Source organism: Pseudanabaena sp. FACHB-1998 (assembly GCF_014696355.1).
Lineage (GTDB): Bacteria > Cyanobacteriota > Cyanobacteriia > Pseudanabaenales > Pseudanabaenaceae > Pseudanabaena.
In genome coordinates this window covers 160,972-178,538 of record NZ_JACJQA010000033.1, presented here as the reverse complement: position 1 = coordinate 178,538, position 17,567 = coordinate 160,972, and the positions used below count along the sequence as shown (strand labels likewise).

13 protein-coding genes and 1 tRNA gene are annotated in these 17,567 nt (G+C 42.1%); 11 read left to right on the top strand and 3 right to left on the bottom strand.

Features of this window, described 5'->3' with window-relative positions; all coding sequences use genetic code 11:
* The first annotated feature begins 822 nt into the window (after positions 1 to 822).
* The 3 genes from H6F42_RS14615 (at position 823) to sir (ending at position 6,232) form a co-directional block, all read left to right on the top strand.
* The gene (locus H6F42_RS14615; RefSeq protein ID WP_347272315.1) at positions 823 to 2,151 is read left to right on the top strand and encodes an ammonium transporter; all 1,329 of its coding nucleotides are present in this window, start codon (positions 823 to 825) and stop codon (positions 2,149 to 2,151) included.
* 295 nt (positions 2,152 to 2,446) lie between these two features.
* Positions 2,447 to 3,949 carry an ammonium transporter gene (locus tag H6F42_RS14610; RefSeq protein WP_190400097.1) on the top strand — a complete coding sequence of 501 codons (1,503 nt, stop codon included), beginning with the start codon at positions 2,447 to 2,449 and terminating at the stop codon, positions 3,947 to 3,949.
* A 354-nt stretch (positions 3,950 to 4,303) separates the two neighbouring features.
* Positions 4,304 to 6,232: a sulfite reductase, ferredoxin dependent gene (gene sir / locus H6F42_RS14605; RefSeq protein ID WP_190400096.1), complete on the top strand. Its 1,929-nt coding sequence runs from the start codon at positions 4,304 to 4,306 to the stop codon at positions 6,230 to 6,232.
* A 223-nt stretch (positions 6,233 to 6,455) separates the two neighbouring features.
* Here the strand turns inward: sir and H6F42_RS14600 are convergent.
* A tRNA-Thr gene (locus H6F42_RS14600) sits at positions 6,456 to 6,527 on the bottom strand.
* Between the two features lie 420 nt (positions 6,528 to 6,947).
* Here H6F42_RS14600 and pilM point away from each other — a divergent pair.
* The 4 genes from pilM to H6F42_RS14580 all read left to right on the top strand — a co-directional run bounded on the left by pilM (position 6,948) and on the right by H6F42_RS14580 (position 12,221).
* On the top strand, positions 6,948 to 8,057 hold the full coding sequence (gene pilM, locus H6F42_RS14595) for a type IV pilus assembly protein PilM (RefSeq protein ID WP_190400095.1): 1,110 nt from the start codon (positions 6,948 to 6,950) through the stop codon (positions 8,055 to 8,057).
* Positions 8,058 to 8,060: 3 nt separating this feature from the next.
* The gene (locus H6F42_RS14590; protein ID WP_190400094.1) at positions 8,061 to 8,774 is read left to right on the top strand and encodes a PilN domain-containing protein; all 714 of its coding nucleotides are present in this window, start codon (positions 8,061 to 8,063) and stop codon (positions 8,772 to 8,774) included.
* 1 nt (position 8,775) lies between these two features.
* Positions 8,776 to 9,537: a hypothetical protein gene (locus tag H6F42_RS14585; protein ID WP_190400093.1), complete on the top strand. Its 762-nt coding sequence runs from the start codon at positions 8,776 to 8,778 to the stop codon at positions 9,535 to 9,537.
* A gap of 350 nt (positions 9,538 to 9,887) precedes the next feature.
* Entirely contained in the window at positions 9,888 to 12,221 is a 2,334-nt protein-coding gene (locus H6F42_RS14580) for a secretin N-terminal domain-containing protein (protein WP_190400092.1), read from the top strand.
* A gap of 205 nt (positions 12,222 to 12,426) precedes the next feature.
* On the opposite strand, the gene H6F42_RS14575 is transcribed toward H6F42_RS14580, so the two are convergent.
* Complete coding sequence (locus H6F42_RS14575; RefSeq protein WP_190400091.1) at positions 12,427 to 12,966, bottom strand: DUF4168 domain-containing protein; 540 nt, start codon at positions 12,964 to 12,966, stop codon at positions 12,427 to 12,429.
* A gap of 122 nt (positions 12,967 to 13,088) precedes the next feature.
* Positions 13,089 to 14,196, bottom strand: a protein-coding gene (gene prfB / locus H6F42_RS14570) for a peptide chain release factor 2 (RefSeq protein ID WP_190400090.1) whose coding sequence is annotated in 2 segments (ribosomal slippage) — positions 13,089 to 14,123 and positions 14,125 to 14,196 — 1,107 coding nt in all. Because the reading frame shifts where the segments join, the coding sequence is not laid out codon by codon here.
* Positions 14,197 to 14,703: 507 nt separating this feature from the next.
* Between prfB and H6F42_RS14565 the strand changes: the two genes are divergently transcribed.
* The 4 genes from H6F42_RS14565 to csaB all read left to right on the top strand — a co-directional run bounded on the left by H6F42_RS14565 (position 14,704) and on the right by csaB (position 17,541).
* The gene (locus tag H6F42_RS14565; RefSeq protein WP_190400089.1) at positions 14,704 to 15,084 is read left to right on the top strand and encodes an FHA domain-containing protein; all 381 of its coding nucleotides are present in this window, start codon (positions 14,704 to 14,706) and stop codon (positions 15,082 to 15,084) included.
* Between the two features lie 162 nt (positions 15,085 to 15,246).
* Positions 15,247 to 15,594: an FHA domain-containing protein gene (locus H6F42_RS14560; protein WP_190400088.1), complete on the top strand. Its 348-nt coding sequence runs from the start codon at positions 15,247 to 15,249 to the stop codon at positions 15,592 to 15,594.
* Positions 15,595 to 15,823: 229 nt separating this feature from the next.
* Positions 15,824 to 16,336 carry a hypothetical protein gene (locus H6F42_RS14555; RefSeq protein WP_190400087.1) on the top strand — a complete coding sequence of 171 codons (513 nt, stop codon included), beginning with the start codon at positions 15,824 to 15,826 and terminating at the stop codon, positions 16,334 to 16,336.
* 161 nt (positions 16,337 to 16,497) lie between these two features.
* Positions 16,498 to 17,541 (top strand): polysaccharide pyruvyl transferase CsaB, encoded by a 1,044-nt coding sequence (gene csaB, locus H6F42_RS14550; protein WP_190400086.1) that lies wholly within the window; start codon positions 16,498 to 16,500, stop codon positions 17,539 to 17,541.
* Positions 17,542 to 17,567: the final 26 nt, after the last annotated feature.

The following is a 17,567-nucleotide window of genomic DNA, read 5'->3' as shown; positions in this document are numbered from 1 at the left end:
TAAAGATAAAGAACCAAGTTGTTGTTGGCACAGCTTCGCATTGCGATCAACAACTTATTTCTTATTTTACAGCCAAGCTATTATTGCGATCGCTCATACTCTCTTCCCACCCAAAGATTAGTGGTACGTCGCTTCGTGCCACTAATCTTTGGATAGGGAAGTAAGCGATCATCCTAAATTCTTAGATATAAGAATCTTTTTTCTAAAAAAATTCTTTAAAAATTTTTAAATGTTTTAATAGTGATTAAAATCTTCATCTGCAAAAAGGTGAAAAACAAACAATATTAATCTCTAATCTTGAATCATTTTCGCAAGTTTACACTGATAAATACCTGATTTAATCAATTAAAAAGGGGGATTGTAAAATCTTATACAAATTGATGCCTTATATATTGATGAAATCATCTTTGAATAATTTCTTTACTGTAAACATAAACATGAGTCTATAGACAGGTTAATTTTTTAGATTTGTAACTTAAAAATCAACTTGTGCAATAGAGCAAAAGCTTACATAGACTCATATCGCCTTAATGTGATGACAAGAAAAATTGTGAAAGGATGGGGTCTGTGATCAAAAAATTTATACTGAGTGCGCTGCTAGTATTGTGGTTAGTGAGTTTTCCGTTTACAGGTCAAACTTGGGCGCAAGCAACCACTTCTCCTTCTCCCACAGCTAGCCCAACAGCTACTACTTCTCCAACTTCTACGGCGAGTCCATCGCCTACAGCTTCTCCTAGTCCATCTTCTAGTGCTGTATCTACCCCAGCAGCTAGTGGTGATGTGGTGACTTTAACCAAGGAGCAAAAAGAAGCACTTGACAAGTTGCTTGCACCAGCGCCTGCCGCTTCACCAATTAACTCAGGTGACACCGCATTTATGCTGGTGGCTGCTGCTCTTGTATTATTGATGACTCCCGGACTTGCCTTTTTCTATGGTGGTTTAGTTCGTACCCGTAACGTTCTCAACACAATGATGATGAGCTTATTGCTCATGGCTGTTGTTGGTGTTACTTGGGTATTGTGGGGATATAGCTTAGCCTTTGATGTCTCCATCAAAGCCCCTGAATTTGGACAAGGTATCGAAAAATTTATTGGTGGTCTTGATTGGACTTTTCTCAATGGAGTGAAGTTTGATGCACCTGATCCCGTCGGCTATGCAGGTACGATTCCCCATGCAGTGTTCATGGTTTACCAAATGATGTTTGCGATTATTACTCCAGCACTTATTTCTGGGGCGATCGTTGAACGCATGAGCTTCAAGGCTTATTTTTGGTTTATTCTTCTCTGGTCTAGCTTGGTTTACTCTCCTCTCGCTCATATGGTTTGGGGACGTGGATTTTTGCAAGAACTTGGAGCATTAGACTTTGCGGGCGGAACGGTTGTGCATATCAGTTCTGGCGTTGCCGCAGTAGTTGCTGTTGTAGTTGTTGGTTCTCGTAAGGACTTTACCTCTAGACCCCATACGCCCCATAACGTTCCATACGTTTTGTTAGGTATTGGCTTACTTTGGTTTGGCTGGTTTGGCTTTAATGCAGGTAGCGCCCTTGCGGCTGGTCCCCTTGCGGCAGTTGCATTTGTGGCAACCACAGTGTCCACCTCAGCGGGTGGTTTGACATGGCTACTAGTTGAATGGGTTCTTCGCGGTAAACCAACTGCGGTGGGTATTGCTAGCGGATTTCTTGCTGGACTAGTGGGTATCACTCCTGCTGCTGGTTTTGTAACCCCAATTGGAGCAATTTTGATTGGCTCCATTACGTCTGTTTGTTGTTTTATTGCTGTGAGCTTGCGTGCTAAGTTCAAATTCGATGATTCCCTTGACACTTTCTCCGTCCATGGTGTTGGTGGAACTATTGGAGCAATGCTAACGGGTGTATTTGCAACTAAAGTCGCCTTTGGTGGAGAAGCTAACCTTGGACTTTTGGATGGTAATCCTGGGCTAATTTGGAAACAGTTCGAGGGTGTCGCATTTACCTATGTATTTGCAGCGATCGCTACTTTTATCATTCTCCAAGTTCTTAAGTTGTTTATGGACTTGCGTGTTACTCCTTCTGTCGAAGAGCAAGGTATCGACTTACCTGTTCATGGTGAGGAAGCATATGGTAGTGAATTTGGTTCAGGGGTATTTGTGAGCCAGAGTTCATCAGAAGGTTAATGATTTCTGGCAATATAAATTTTGCTTAGGACATAATCTCAAAAGATAAGTGGCGGCGCTTTGCGTCGCCACTTATCTTTTGGGAGGTGATTTTCCTTTTTGATATATTTCAGATTTGGCATTTATCTATGGTTTGGATAGTATTTTTTCGCTAGATCTTCTTCTTCAGAAATAGACATTATTGACCTAAACAGTATCAATTCACACAAAGTCAGGATGCTTGAATCTGTTGTTATGAACGTAATTAATCTTTGCATTTGCATTGTTATGTTAATTCGCTGAGGAGATTTTTAAGGTGTTGGTTTCTAAGTTCAATCAAAAGAGGAAACTCAAAAGCTCAGTAAACTGGGCTGCTTGTATTCCACTAGCAGCAATAATTGGTGTTTTCTGGGTGTATGCAGCTACTGCTCAAACTGCTACTCCTACGCCTGAGCCCCTTACTGCCGACAAGGTTCAGGAAAATGTTGCATCCCTAAAAGTTGGTTTAGATACACTTTGGGTGGTAATTGCCGCCTTTTTAGTGTTTTTTATGAATGCGGGTTTTGCTCTAGTTGAGTCAGGCTTTTGCCGCCGTAAAAATGCAGTTAATATCCTTACTAAAAACTTAATCGTATTTGCGATCGCCACCCTTGCTTATTGGGTAGTTGGGTTTGGCTTCATGTATGGCGATAATGCGGGTAATGGCTTTATTGGACTAAAAGGATTTTTCCTAGCTGGTGCTGACAATAGCCCTGCAACACTTGATGCATATAAAGGTGACTTCCCCGGACTAAACTGGACGGGTGTGCCACTAGAGGCTAAATTCTTATTCCAGTTGGTATTTGCGGCAACCGCAGCAACGATCGTGTCAGGCGCAGTTGCTGAACGCATCAAATTCGTTGCATTCTTACTTTTCAGTTTTGTTCTAGTGGCGATCGCCTATCCCATCACAGGTCACTGGATTTGGGGTGGTGGCTGGTTATCAAAAGCTGGCTTCTTTGATTTTGCTGGATCTACAGTAGTTCACTCCGCGGGAGGATGGGCAGCCTTAATCGGTGCAGCAATCCTTGGCGCACGTTCTGGAAGATATGGTGAAGATGGCAAAAATCGTGCGATCCCTGGACATAATATGGGACTTGCAACTTTAGGGTGTTTAATCCTTTGGTTAGGATGGTTTGGCTTTAATCCCGGTTCCACTATGGCGGCTGATGGTCGTTTGATAGCTCACATTGCTCTAACAACCAATATGGGAGCTTCCGCTGGTGGTATTGCTGCAACAATTGTAGCTTGGTTATATCTTGGTAAGCCCGACCTATCGATGATTGTTAATGGTATTTTGGCTGGCTTGGTTTCAGTAACTGCGCCTTGTGCTTGGATTACTCTACCTAGCGCCCTAATCATTGGTGCGATCGGCGGTACGATTGTGGTATTTGCTGTTGGCTTCTTCGACAAGCTAAAAATTGATGATCCTGTAGGTGCTACGTCGGTTCACCTAGTTTGCGGTATTTGGGGTACTATTTCCGTGGGTCTTTTTGCAGTTGGTCAAAAGACTGACATTGGCGGCGGTTATATATTACAAGCAGGGGCTGGACCAAAGGCTGGGCTATTCTTTGGTGGTGGCTTCGACCAACTCATTTCCCAATTAATTGGGGTTGCATCAGTTGGTGGATTTACCGTTGCTTTTAGTTTTATTGCTTGGTATGTGATTTCTATAATTACTAACGGTATCCGTGTTCATCCTGAAGAAGAGTTTAGAGGACTTGATATTTCTGAACACGCAATGGAGGCTTATTCTGGGTTTGGCAAAGAAAGCGAATAAATTCAGTTTATAACGTCTATTGTTTGGATGGGAATAGAGTAGGACAAAATTAAAATCCAAAAAGAGAGGGGCAGCGCTTTGCACTGCCCCTCTCTTTTTGGATTTTATAGCTGTGGTCACTTGCAGTAGGACAAAACAAAACCCAAGAAGCTAGTTGCGGCACGAAGCGCCGCAACTAGTCTTCTGGTTTTGTACCCTAACAAGAATGGCAATAGCTATAGGTTCTAATAAACTTGGTGACAGCCATAACAATGAGTTGCTTTTTGTAAAGTTCATCTTAATTCCGATGGGATTATCGGGGTATAATGGTGGGGCAAAGAAGTTAAATGTATATTAAGTCTCGATAGTGGAACCATGACAAACACTCTAGTCAATAATGTGAAAGTATCAAAGGTTGAAGTGCTCAAGCAAAAAAGCAACTTCTTGCGGGGCCCTATCGATACAGAATTAAAAGATGGCAATCCATTTTTTAGTCAAGACGGGATTCAAATCCTCAAGTTTCATGGTTCCTATCAACAAAAAGATCGTGACCTCGAAAAAGCAAAAATCAAGGGTGAAGAAGCACAATACAGCATGATGCTACGGACTCGGAGTCCGGGGGGCGTGATTCCTTGGCAGTTATATTTGGCTTTAGATCGGCTATGCGATAAATATGGCAATCACACCCTCAGAGTTACAACTCGCCAAGGCTTTCAGATTCATGGCATTCTCAAGGAGAATCTGAAAACGGTGATTGCTGATATCACTAAAAATATGGGATCGACTGTGGGTGCGTGTGGTGATATCAATCGTAATGTGATGGCTCCTCCTGCCCCTTTTAAAAATAAGCCTGAATACCAATATGCTCGGGAATATGCGGTAAAGATTGCGGATCTTTTGGCTCCTCAAGCTGGTGCTTATTACGACATTTGGTTAGATGGCGAAATGGCAGTCACGGCTTCAGAAGCCACTGAAGTAACGGAGGCAAGAAGTCGTCAAGGTACTGGCGCTGCAAAAACGAATATTAGTGATATTGAGCCAATTTATGGGGTTCAATATTTGCCTCGTAAGTTTAAAATCGCGATCGCTGTAGCTGGTGATAACTCTGTTGATCTCTATACCAATGATTTATCGCTAGTAGTAGTTACCAATGCCGCCAATGAGCTTGAGGGCTTTAATGTTTATGTAGGTGGTGGTTTGGGTCGCGCCCATAATAATGACGCGACGATTGTGCGGTTAGCCGATCGCCTTGGGTTTGTGCCTGTTGACCAGATTTATGATGTGATTAAGGCGATCGTAGCCCTACAAAGAGATTATGGCGATCGCCATAATCGCCGCCATTCACGTTTTAAACATATTTTAGAAGAATGGGGTGTTGAGAAATTTAAACAAGTTTTGCTAGATTACTATCCCACCAAGCTTGCGGACGCTCGTGAATTACCTGCGTTTAAATATCAAGATTATCTCGGTTGGCATGAGCAAGGCGATGGCAAATATTTTGTCGGAGTTTCCATTGAGAATGGTCGAGTTAGCGATCGCGAAGATTTGCAGTTAAAAACAGCTTTGAGGGAAATCAGCGAAAAGTTTCACCATGACTTTGTCTTAACTCCCAATCACAATTTGCTGATTACCGAAGTTGCTGCCGACGAGAAAGAAGAAATTCAAAAGATTCTAGATCGCTGCCATGTTCTCGCTCCTGACCAAATTGATAGCTTAGTGCGCTATTCCATGGCTTGTCCTGCTTTCCCCACCTGTGGCTTAGCGATCGCCGAATCAGAACGCGCCTTACCGAGTGTATTAGCTAGAATTCGGCAGTTACTAGTGCGTCTAGGATTAGAAAAGGAAACCTTTGTCACTCGGATGACTGGTTGCCCTAATGGTTGTGCGCGTCCTTACATGGCGGAGCTAGCCTTTGTCGGTAGTGCTGCCGATGAGTATCAAATTTGGCTTGGTGGTAATTTTGATGCCACCCGTTTAGCTCAGCCCTACGTGCAGCGCTTACATATCAATAATTTGGAAAAAGGCTTAGAACCCCTATTTGTCTATTTCCGTGATGAACGCATCGAAGGCGAAGGTTTTGGTGATTTTTGCGATCGTAAAGGAATTGAAGATCTTAAGAAATTTGCTGACGCATATATTCCTGAAGTTGACGATAGCAATTTTAGCAAAGGCAAGCGGAAAGATGTGCGCCATCGGGTTACTCTTTCCCCTAAGTCCTACGAACTTCTCAAACAAGCAGTTGAAGAGAACGGTGCTTCGATGAAAGATATTGTGGAAGCGGCTCTGGAGAAGTATTTAGCTTAATGGGTGCTTGATAATTTAAAACCATTTAGAGAGGGTTTGCATAGCAAACCCTCTCTAAAAGTATAGTTGTTGCCAGCTTTCCGACTCCACGGGCTTTAACTTCTAACAATTAGTTGTAAATATCAAAAAAGCAGAGGGTCGCGAAGAGACCCTCTGCTTTTTTGTAATCCGACTTGTAGGATAAGCGGAGCTTATCCTATAAATCACTACTTTCTTTATAAAAAGCCCTCAACGGGATTTGAACCCGTGACCTTTCCCTTACCAAGGGAATGCTCTACCCCTGAGCCATGAGGGCATTTTTTGTGCTTTTTCATTATGACACAAGGGTGCGTAATTTTAACAAGCAACAAAAAAATATTTTTTGAACATATTTTTTGTCGTTTGTTTTCACCAGTAGATCGAAAGCAGATCGCATAAAAACAAAGCATAAAGCACAAAATGACCAAGCCATTTTGTGCTTTGATTCTCAGCGATTTTCTTTTTGATAATGCCTATTGTTTGGGTAGGAAAAGAATAGTCATACAGCTATAAATATTTTAATTTGCTAAAACGACCAAAATCGTCTATAAGAAACAAGGCAAAATCAGACACTTAAGATTTTAGTCTTGATTATTTTCCATTGTCCTATTGACAATGGTCACTATCAGTCTATAATCCCTCCATTGTTTAGTATGCCCAGTGCTACAAAAGCTACAAAACTCGTAAAGACACGCTTATGTTCGGCTTAAAATTTGGCGGAAAGTCTAAAAAAGGCATCGGAATCGAAATTACTTCCGAGAAAGTTAACCTCGTTCAATTGCGCCGCAAAGGGCAATCAACCTATAAGTTAGTAGCGCATGGCAGTGCGGAACTTCCTGAAGGGACAGTTGAAGAAGGGCGCATTCTCGATCCTGTAGCGCTGGGAGAAGTTATTCGCAGTTTGCTTGCAGAAAAGAAAGTAAAAGTAAAAAAAGTTGCCACGGCTCTTCCTGGAAGAGAGACAGTTAGTCGTTTGATTCGATTACCAGCAGAAATTCCTGATTTGGAATTACGCGAAATGGTACTTAATCAAGAGGCAAGCTTGTATCTACCATTTCCCCGAGAAGATGCTGATGTCGATTATCAAAAGCTGGGTACTTCTCTAGATGACGATGGTATCGAGCGTATCGAAATCTTGATGGTGGCAACACCGAAGGAAGTAACTGATAGTTATATTCAAGCGATGGAGATAGCTCAGCTACAGGTGGATATTGTTGAAGTAAGTAGCTTTGCGTTAATCCGTGCTATGCACAATGAGCTGGCAAAATATAGCACTCTCGCTGAAGCCGTAGCCATTGTGGATATTGAATACGAAGCAACTGAAATTACCGTAACCGTTGACGGTGTACCTCAATTTTCGCGCACCTTCCCCATTGGAACTGCCCAAATTCAAAATGCTCAATTAAGAGCGATTAACTTACCCCCCCGTCGAACAACGGACATGGAAATGCTGAGTTCAACCGTTGTGCCAGTACAGTCAATGGATACCGCTAGTCTTGCGGGTGGTGGTAACACCCCAGGCGATGCTGCAATTATGAGAGTGGTAGGAGATCTTTGTGATGAACTCCGTCGCTCCATAGATTTCTATACCAGTCAGTCTCCTGGCTCAGATGTAGTTCAATTACTAATTGCAGGTCCTGGAGCCTGTATTGGGCAATTGCATGAATTCTTTAGTCAGCGTTTGGGTATAGCTGCCATTGCGGTTGATCCATTGACTACGGTTGGTGTATCTGTTGATGATGATGTACCAATACAAGAGCGGATGTCTTTATCTGTTGCTCTTGGTTTAGGTTTGAGGGAGGTTTAAGTAATGTATACACTTGATATTAATTTTTTAAGCGATCGCGCGGCGGCTGAGGCTCAAGCTATTGAGCGTCAACCCATCGCCGATTCACAGTTTTTACTCTATGGAGGTGCGGTAGCAGTAGTTTCGCTTGCCTTGGTCGGTGGAGCATTTTTCTTTCTCAATTCTGCTAATGAAGGAATTCAACAGGAGCTTTCGTCATTAACCGCAAAAGAGTCGCAGTTGAATGAAAAAATCAAGGCTTTAGAAGGGCAAGAGAAACAATTACAGGAAGTTCAAGGCAGAACTGGTCAACTATTGACTCTGTTTGTCGGTAATTTTCCTGCTAGTGCGATCGCCGATGACATTAGGAAAAGAACTCCTATAAACGTGCAGATTAAATCTTTCGGACAAGCGTCTGTTTCCGCTTCTCCCCAAAATCCTAGCCAGTCAACCTCCACAATTACTATTGACGGAACTACTACTGGCTATAACGAGTTAAATGATTATCTGTTACTGCTCAAAGCTTCTCCTTTTCTAGATGGAGAGAAAACTAAGTTGCTTTCGTCAACCCTACAACAGGCTACGGTTGAAAAAAACTTTACGTTGGTTAACTTTCAAATCCAAACTTCTGTGACTACTAAAAGTCCCGCAGAATTTTTACCTGAATTGCAAAAATCAGGTGCGGATGGGTTAGTAACTAGAGTCAACTTACTAAGACAACAAGGAGTAATCAAATAAAATGACAAATGTTGGAACTGCTTCAGGAATTGGAGATGGTGCAGCAGGTGGAGTAACCTTATTTGGTATCACCTTTACTTCAAAAATTTTAGGTATTTTGATTGGGGTTGCAGGGCTTGGTATTGCTGGCTATGCCGCTAATTCCTACGTTCTACCTTTGTGGGATCAACTTCAAGCCGCACAAACAAATATCACCACTAAGAAATCTGGGCTTAGTGCGTTAGAGCAGAGAGTTGCGGGTAAAGGCAATGTTATCCAAAAAATTGAGGAAGCGAAGAAGCAAAATCAATATGTTCTATCTTTACTCCCTAATGTCGATAACATTGACACCTTAATGCGGGACATTCAGGAACAAGTACCCAAAACGATCACGATCGCCTTACCTCCAGATTTTTCCTACGAAATAGCAGGAACTATGAGGGTTTTTCAGCCCAAAGAACCTGTTAAAAGTCCCCAATATACAACCTATGGATTTACTATTGGCTTTGATGGAAAGTTTGAAGATGTCTTAAATACAATCCAGAAAATTGAGCGTTTGAAACCACTATTGGTAGTCAAAGATCTGAAGTTGACTAAAAAAACACTTCCTACGGATAAATTTAAGTTCTCTCGCCCAATTGCTGCTGGAAAAGAAAAAGATATTTTGGAAAGCTTGCCTCCCTTGATTGGAGCCGACTTTACGCTCGAAGCTTTTGTCCCCATAACAGAAGAAGAGCTAAAAAAAGCTGCTGATGCAGCCGCAGCCGCAGCTCCCAAAAAATAAAAGTATTTCAAGATAGTAAAGAGAGTGATCTACTCCCTACTATCTTGCAACAGAATTTGTGTTGAGTAAGTTGTTTAAAGATTCGTTTGCTATTTCTTGTTAAAAACAAGATTAATTCGGGTAATTATCGAATTTAATTTGTACTTAACTTGCTTTATGGCAATACTATCGTTATTTTTTTAATTTAAAATTGACAAAACATGGTATAATCTCGACCCATAATCTTGTCAATTCTGTCTTAGTTGTGTTGTTTTCCCTTTGGGATAGTTTTCGAGCTTTTTTAAGTTTTTGTATTGTTTCTAGAAAGATTAAGAGTATTGAGTTCCGTGAGGATTCAGAGGAGTGTATTTATGAATGTCAAGATGAATGCCAAGTTAAATATCAAGTCCAGTTCGAGTGATACTCGATTACATGGAAAGTCTTGGGCTTGCTGGTTTTTAATTGCTTTGAGTTGCCCCCAAGCATTGGCGATCGCCCCAATGCAAGCCCAAAACTCGGCTCAAAACTTAAGCCAAACACAGGTATCAGTCAACCAAACTAGCTCTACGGATGTGGTTGCGGTTGCAAGTCGCATTACTGACATTAATACTAATGTGGCAGGCGATCGCTTGAACTTGACCCTAAACTTTGCTAGTAGCGATCGCCCTCAAGTCACTTATTCGAGACAGGGCAAAAGTTGGGTGGCTCTGCTAAATGGCGCACAGTTGCAGTTAGGTAGCGGCAATGCTAGTTACACTAAAGCCAATCCTGCCCCTGGCATTACGGCGATCGAAGCTACACAGTATGCGGCAAATAAGGTGCAGATTCGGGTGACTGCTTCCGATCCTGAAATGCTAAAGGACTTGATCAAGCGACAAGATAGCGGTGACAGTTTAGTATTTAGCCTAGAGATGCAAGCTAGTGCTACTCAAACTGGTTCTATCTCTGCTGCTAACATTTCTTCTCCCGATGTTCTCAAAACTCAGAATCCACCTGATAATAAGGTTCTCACTGCTCAGAATACGACTACTCCCAATGCATCTTTAGGTAAAGCTCTATTTGAGCCAAAAGTAACCATTACTGCTGCTGATGGTAAAACCCGTGTAGCTCAGGCTACTGCCCAAAATACAGCGCCTCCTCCTGTGGCTAATCCTGTCACTCCTCAAGTTCAAGGTCGAGTCCCTGGAGTAGTTCCTCCCTTCCGTCAAATTAAAACTCCGCCTGTTGGCGATATTGCTACAACAACATCTAAGTTACGTCCAGATATCATCGATCTAGGTACTGCCGAGCGTGTACCCAGAATTACTTTGAGGGATGCACCAGCGATCGAAGTTTTGACATTAATCGGACGTGTTGCTGGTCTGAGTGTAGTTTCCGCAGAAACTCCAACCGCCGCAGGTGCTGCACCAGCCGCCGCAGGCGCTGCTACTGGTTTAAAGCAACCAGTTAGTCTAGCCGTGGAGAACGAAACTGCTCAAGATGTATTTAACAATGTCTTGAGAATTTCTGGATTGGAAGCTAATCGGATTGGACAAACCGTCTTTGTGGCAACAAAACTTCCTGTTACACTTAAAAATCTCGTCACTAAGAGTTATCGCCTCAATCAAATCACGGTTGGTGAAGCTTCAGCTTATTTGATTGGTCTCGGTGCTTCTCGTGTTGTTAACCGTCAGCGACCCATTCCTGGTGTTACCACGGCGACTCTTGGTACAGCATCTCAAGCGATCGTTAACATTCCGACGGAAGCTGTACCAACTCTCGAAACAGTTGCTATTAATGCAGATTCTGGAGCAACTCCTTTGCTTAAGGGACTTCAAGTAATTGCAGAAGAGCGTTCTAACTCAATTACTCTGATTGGCACACCTCGGCAAGTTGAATTTGCAGAATCTCAGGTTGCAAGGTTAGATTTGCGTAAACGTCAAGTAACGGTCAATGTTCGAGTTTTAGAAGTTAACTTAAACAATGGTCAGACCGTTTCTGGTGGGCTCCTTCTTAATGGTGGCAACCCCACTATCACTGGTACTGGTAATCAAAATATAGGTATTACTTTAAACAGTGGGCAGCCAATAAATTTACCTACCAATTTGATTGCAAACATTAATGCGTCCATTTCTAATGGTAACGCAAAGGTTCTCACCGATCCGAGTTTGACTGTTCAAGAAGGTGAGACTGCTACTGTGGCTCTAACTCAAGATGTCTCTACGGGTACGACGGTATCAGACAGAATTGAAAATGGTGTGACTACAAGAACTACAACGGCTACTAAAGCAGATGCAGGTTTGACCCTTTCTCTGCAAATTGAGAGAATCGATGATAATGGATTTATCAATTTATCGGTTTCTCCGATCGTTTCTGCACCAATAGGTTCCGTACCAGTTCCAGGCGGAACCCCATTAACCCTACTATCTAAGCGAGTATTAAATTCTGGAAGGATTCGCTTGCGTGATGCTCAAACTCTGATTCTTTCAGGCGTTATTCAAGATTCTGATATAGATTCAATTACTAAGGTTCCACTCCTTGGCGATATCCCAATTATTGGAGCTTTATTTAGACGTTCTGTAACGCAAAATAACCGTAGTGAGGTTGTGATTATTATTACTCCACGCATCATTGATGATAGCCAGAATGCAAATTGGGGTTATACTTATCAACCAAATCCAGAAGCTCAAAAAATCATTGACAGCAATCAACGCCAGACCCAGTAATTTTCTTGTCGCTTGATTGATGTTCTAAATTTACACTCCCTCTTTAAAGCCTTAGAAATACTTCTAAGGCTTTTTTAGTTTTGATTAGGATATACAAACAAAAAGAGAAGTTGCGGTGCGAACGCTGCAACTTCTCTTTTTGTTTTTGATTTGTCCTAGCTATCTCTTATACCAATTTACAAAAGTTTTCCACTGCCTTTTGCTGTTATTTGGAATTTCTAAGTTGCATTTGTTTAGATTGGATTAAGCCCCTTAGATATGGATTTTGCCTTTGTTCGCGAGTTATTTGGTTGAATTCTTTGTTAGTAAATCCTTGTCGGCGAATTTCTTTCTCGGTGAAACTACGAAGTTGGGAACAGAGATCCACCAGAAAATCGGGCGGTTGGGACAAGTCACATACTTTGGTATGCTGCGATTCGGCTAAATTGGCAACATCTATCCAATTAGAATTATTTTTGGCTGCCCGAAAAATCTCTAAACGTTTGTTTTCGATCGCATTAGCCGCCGCCGCATAACGAGTTAACTGATCATCCCCAAACGCTGCTTGAGCCAAAATGTCACTTAACTGGGCTAACGTATTGTTGTTTTCGGCAAAGGCTATGGTGCGATCGCGATTTATTAACGGCTCCGCGATCGCGGTAACAGCTAGACATAAACCCAATAGGCTAGCAGTAGCTATAGTCTTATGGATAAAACTCCAACTCCTTTGTAAATAAACTGAATGCCTCTGATACTGAATATTCATAATTAAATCGCCATTAATCGCCAAGAATACTAAGGACGTATATACATGATTTTTTGGGGAAAGTCCCCTGAAAGGTTTCTCTCCCACAAATCATTTAGGATTGCTATCTACAAAATATTGACTTAAATGGGCTGATTTTGTTGCCGCAAATACGATTGAATAAAAGGCTCCAGATCGCCATCCATCACATTTTGGATATTCGTAGTTTCTTCACCTGTGCGTAAGTCTTTAACTAACTGATAGGGGTGAAATACGTAATTGCGAATTTGATTGCCCCAAGCTGCTTCTACCATGTCACCACGAATATCCGCAATTTTTTGGGCGCGTTGCTCTTGGGCAATAATCAAAAGCTTCGCTTTGAGTAAGCGCATCGCATTTTCTTTGTTTTGTAACTGTGATCGCTCTTGGGTACAGCGCACCGAAAGACCTGTGGGTAAATGGGTAATGCGAACTGCGGTTTCGACTTTGTTCACATTTTGCCCACCCTTACCACCTGCGCGGGTTGTAGTGATTTCTAGCTCCTTAGGATCAATTTCGAGATCGACATCTTCTTCTAAGAGTGGCATCACTTCTACCCCCGCAAAACTAGTCTGGCGCTTGTCATTAGCGTTAAATGGCGAAATTCGCACTAGGCGATGAGTACCTTTTTCGGGTGCAAGATAGCCATAGGCATAGCGCCCATGTACCAATAGAGTTACGGATTTAATCCCTGCCTCTTCCCCTTCGGAAATTTCCGAAATTTCTACCTTATAGCCTTGGGATTCGCAAAAGCGCGTATACATCCGCAATAACATTTCTGTCCAATCCTGCGAATCCGTACCCCCTGCTCCCGCATTGATCGTTAAGACTGCATCATATTTATCGTATGTACCCGCTAACAACTGTTCCAGATCCCAGCGATCTAGTTCCAGCAATAATTGCTTTAGGCTTTGTTTTGCTTCATTGGCTAAGGATGGGTCGTCTTCAAGGGCAAGTAATTCGGTGATCGCCTCTAGGTTTTCAATGGTTTTACGCCAGCGATCAAATTTTTCTAGATGGGATTTGAGGGCATCCAGCTCTCGCATTGTCTTTTGGGCTTGAGCGCTATCGCCCCAAAACTCAGGTTGGGCGGCTGTTTGTTCGAGATCGCTAATTTTTGCGGCGATCGCGGGTACATCAAAGATAGTCCTGAGCATTGCTCAGGCGCTGCGATAAACTCTGGGTCTGGCGGGCAATCTCGGTAACGTCCACTGAAATATTTCTCCAATATATCTAAAATAAATAGCAACCCTATTTTATTTGTGAGATTAAATGATTTGAGAGAGTTCACCCCTTTGGGGTGAACTCTCTCAAATCATTTAGGATTGCTCTATCAATGTTTCTATTACAGCAGTTTTCGCTCCAAAGAACCACAATAAAATTTTGTAAGTGATGCAGATGGTTACCTCATAACAACCTCATAGGAGGATTTTTTTTGGTTACGTCTTTAGGGTAATTTAATCTATAGACAATAAGTTTATCAACTGACATATAGTTCTCTATAGGTCAACTTGCCTCTACTTATTTAGCCCATGAAAGCCTCGTCACACTTTTGTGAATTGCGATCACTTTTCAGAAACATCACTAAATTTTGGGGATAAATGTTTTAGCCTAAAAAACTAGGGATAGTTGAAAGAATAGCTATATGGGGTGAGCTATTCCTTCAACTATCCCCACCACTTAAAAACCCTAGATAATTATGGAGAATTAATAATAAATATGCGTGAAATAATTCATGATGAAACTGAAATTAGTGTCAATCTATCTTCCAATCACACTTTGGTGGTAACCGACAATAGCGGGACTCATAAGATGCCGCTCATTGAAGATAAGTACACCATTGGGCGGGAGCCAGATAATACTGTGCAATTAAATTCTGATTTTGTCTCTCGGTATCATGCGGTTTTGCTTAAAGTCCGACATCGCAACCGCCCTGATACCTATCGCATTATTGATGGTAGCGCCTCAGGCAAACTCAGTAAAAATGGCATTGTCCTCAATGCTGTAAAAAAAGTATCGTCCTATGAACTTCAAGATGGCGATATTGTCACCTTTGCGCCCGAAGTACATATTCTCTATCTCGCTCCTAAAATAATGTGAAGTTATTTACTGAATCCTTCCTGTAACATCGCTAACTATTGCTAAAAACTCTATAATTCAAACCGTTTGTAGAGTAAAGTAGAGCGAGATTAAACCAAATGTCTACCAGTAGCATATACTTTTCGCTGGTAAGCGACATCTACTTCTTTTTTTGGTGAGCTAATGAGCGAAACACACGTTAGTCACACGCTACTAATCACAGATGCGAGAGGTAGTAGAAAACTCGCACTTGATGGCTTGAAGTACACTATTGGGCGGGATGTGAATAATAATATCCAACTTTATTCACGGTTTGTTTCCCGTCAACATGCTGTGTTGCTTAGGGTTCCGGGGGAAAGTGGTCGATATTCTTATCGGATTATTGATGGAGATTTGTCGGGGAAACCGAGTGTCAATGGGGTAATTATTAACCATCATATGAAGGTGGCTTCTTCCTATGATTTGCGTAACGGTGATGTGATTACACTCGCCCCTAACGTAGAGCTAACCTATCTGAACACTCAAGCATAAAATATACTATAGCTATAGCCAGTCTTGTTAAAACCCAAGAAGCGAGTGGCGGCGCTTCGCGCCGCCACTCGCTTCTTGGGTTTTAGTTTTTCCTCATGCAAGTGAATATAGCTATAAATCCATGTTTTTGCCAACATTTTTGCCGATGATTTCTAGTTGGTAAGGTTTAAGACTAGGTGAAACAATTATATGCAGTTTAAACCCGCAATTTGGCGTAATTGCAGCATATATGGCATTGGTTTTATCTAATCAAGAAAACATGGACTTGCTGCTTTTGTTAGTCAAAATCGCAATTGCAGTAGGTGCGATCGCCATTTTTCTATTGCTATGGTTTTGGCTACGCCTGAAGAAATTAGAAAAGCGCCTCTACCTAAATCGCCAACAACTCAGGACACAAGTAACTCCAAATAGACTCCTAAGACTGCCTGTAGCTTCTAAGCCAATACCTAAGCGTCTCGCCAATAGCTCCACCAAATTGATAATTAGTCGTCAGGCTTTTCCTGTAACTCAAGTGCATCGCCCTAAGACTTCGGTAACTTCTTTTAAAAAATTTCACAAATCCCATAACTTACATGGGCGATCGCGTTGGATATTAGCGATTTTGCTAGCAAGCATTACGGGTATGGCGATCGCGATTATGCAGTTAGGTAATAGTTTTATTAGCCCTGAGTTGATGCCTCTAGTTTGGGTTCTGATTGGTCTAATGCTGCTTGCTAGTGCAACTTTTGCCGAAATTGCCTAGCTTACAAAATCCAAATAAAGACAACTCTTTGCGCTATAGTAAAACCCAAATATTTAGCTGAAAGCTTGGTATAGCTGTCGTCATTAAAACCTACGAAGAGAAGGGCGGCACGAAGTGCCGCCCTTCTAAATATTGGATTTTTTGCTAACCAAGGGCTGTATATGAGACAAGCGGTTTTATGTGGATATTACGGAATGGGCAATGGTGGCGATGAGGCTTTGCTTGCCACTTTGCTGCAAATGTTACCCAAGGAGATCCAGCCGCTTGTGTTGTCGGCAAACCCTAAAGCTACGGAAAATTTGCATCAGGTGGAAGCAAGCGATCGCTATTCGGTATTTGGCTTAATGAAAATTCTTAAGCGTTCAGATCTATTTATTTGGGGTGGCGGTAGCTTGATGCAGGATGCAACTAGCGCTAGAAATCCGATTTATTATGGTGGCTTGATGGGCTTAGCTCAGGGAATGGGGTTACAAACAGTTGCTTGGGCGCAGGGGGTTGGTCCCTTGAAACGAGGGATAAGTAAATGGATTGCGAAACGCGCTTTTCAAGGATGTAATGCTGTATCGGTACGCGATCGCCATTCCGCCGAGTTATTAGCCAATTGGCAAATCGAAAGTATCATTGCTCCCGATCCAGTTTGGGCGTTGGAATCTACGCCAATGGATATTTATGGGGATATTGCTTCGCCAAGAGTAGCCGTAGTTTTGCGATCGCATCCTTCCTTAACTTCCTGCCGTCTTGCCACCATTACCGAAGCATTACAAAAGTTACAAGTACAAACTAATGCGTATATTTTGTTAGTTCCCTTTCAGCCATCCCAAGATAAGGCGATCGCCCAAGCAATTTGTGATTCGCTAAATGAAAAGTTTCCTAAGCAAAGTCAAATCATTATTCAAAAAGATCCCCGCAAGCTAAAAGGAGTTTTCCGAGGTGTGGATTTAGCGATCGCCATGCGTTTACATGGTGTGATTATGGCTGCTGCCGAAGGTTGCCAATGTTCGGCTATTAGCTACGATCCGAAGGTTTCTTATTTAATGGAAGATTTGGATATTTCGGGTTGGGAATTAGAAAATTTACCGGATGATGCTCAATCACTGGCGGATGTTTGGATTAATGATTTAGAGAATAAAGATCAGGCGATCGCGCCTCGCATTCATCACCTGAAGCAGCAAGCTTTAATTCACAAAAAAATATTTGAAATCTAACAAAAAGGAGGCGCTTAGCGCCTCCT

What these genes read in the sequence shown, in the direction of transcription:
- sir (WP_190400096.1), top strand. Translation starts at nt 4,304, where the DNA reads ATGACAAACACTCTAGTCAATAATGTGAAAGTATCAAAGGTTGAAGTG.
- pilM (WP_190400095.1), top strand. Translation starts at nt 6,948, where the DNA reads ATGTTCGGCTTAAAATTTGGCGGAAAGTCTAAAAAAGGCATCGGAATC.
- H6F42_RS14590 (WP_190400094.1), top strand. Translation starts at nt 8,061, where the DNA reads ATGTATACACTTGATATTAATTTTTTAAGCGATCGCGCGGCGGCTGAG.
- H6F42_RS14585 (WP_190400093.1), top strand. Translation starts at nt 8,776, where the DNA reads ATGACAAATGTTGGAACTGCTTCAGGAATTGGAGATGGTGCAGCAGGT.
- H6F42_RS14580 (WP_190400092.1), top strand. Translation starts at nt 9,888, where the DNA reads ATGAATGTCAAGATGAATGCCAAGTTAAATATCAAGTCCAGTTCGAGT.
- H6F42_RS14575 (WP_190400091.1), bottom strand. Translation starts at nt 12,966, where the DNA reads ATGAATATTCAGTATCAGAGGCATTCAGTTTATTTACAAAGGAGTTGG.
- H6F42_RS14565 (WP_190400089.1), top strand. Translation starts at nt 14,704, where the DNA reads ATGCGTGAAATAATTCATGATGAAACTGAAATTAGTGTCAATCTATCT.
- H6F42_RS14560 (WP_190400088.1), top strand. Translation starts at nt 15,247, where the DNA reads ATGAGCGAAACACACGTTAGTCACACGCTACTAATCACAGATGCGAGA.
- H6F42_RS14555 (WP_190400087.1), top strand. Translation starts at nt 15,824, where the DNA reads ATGGCATTGGTTTTATCTAATCAAGAAAACATGGACTTGCTGCTTTTG.
- csaB (WP_190400086.1), top strand. Translation starts at nt 16,498, where the DNA reads ATGAGACAAGCGGTTTTATGTGGATATTACGGAATGGGCAATGGTGGC.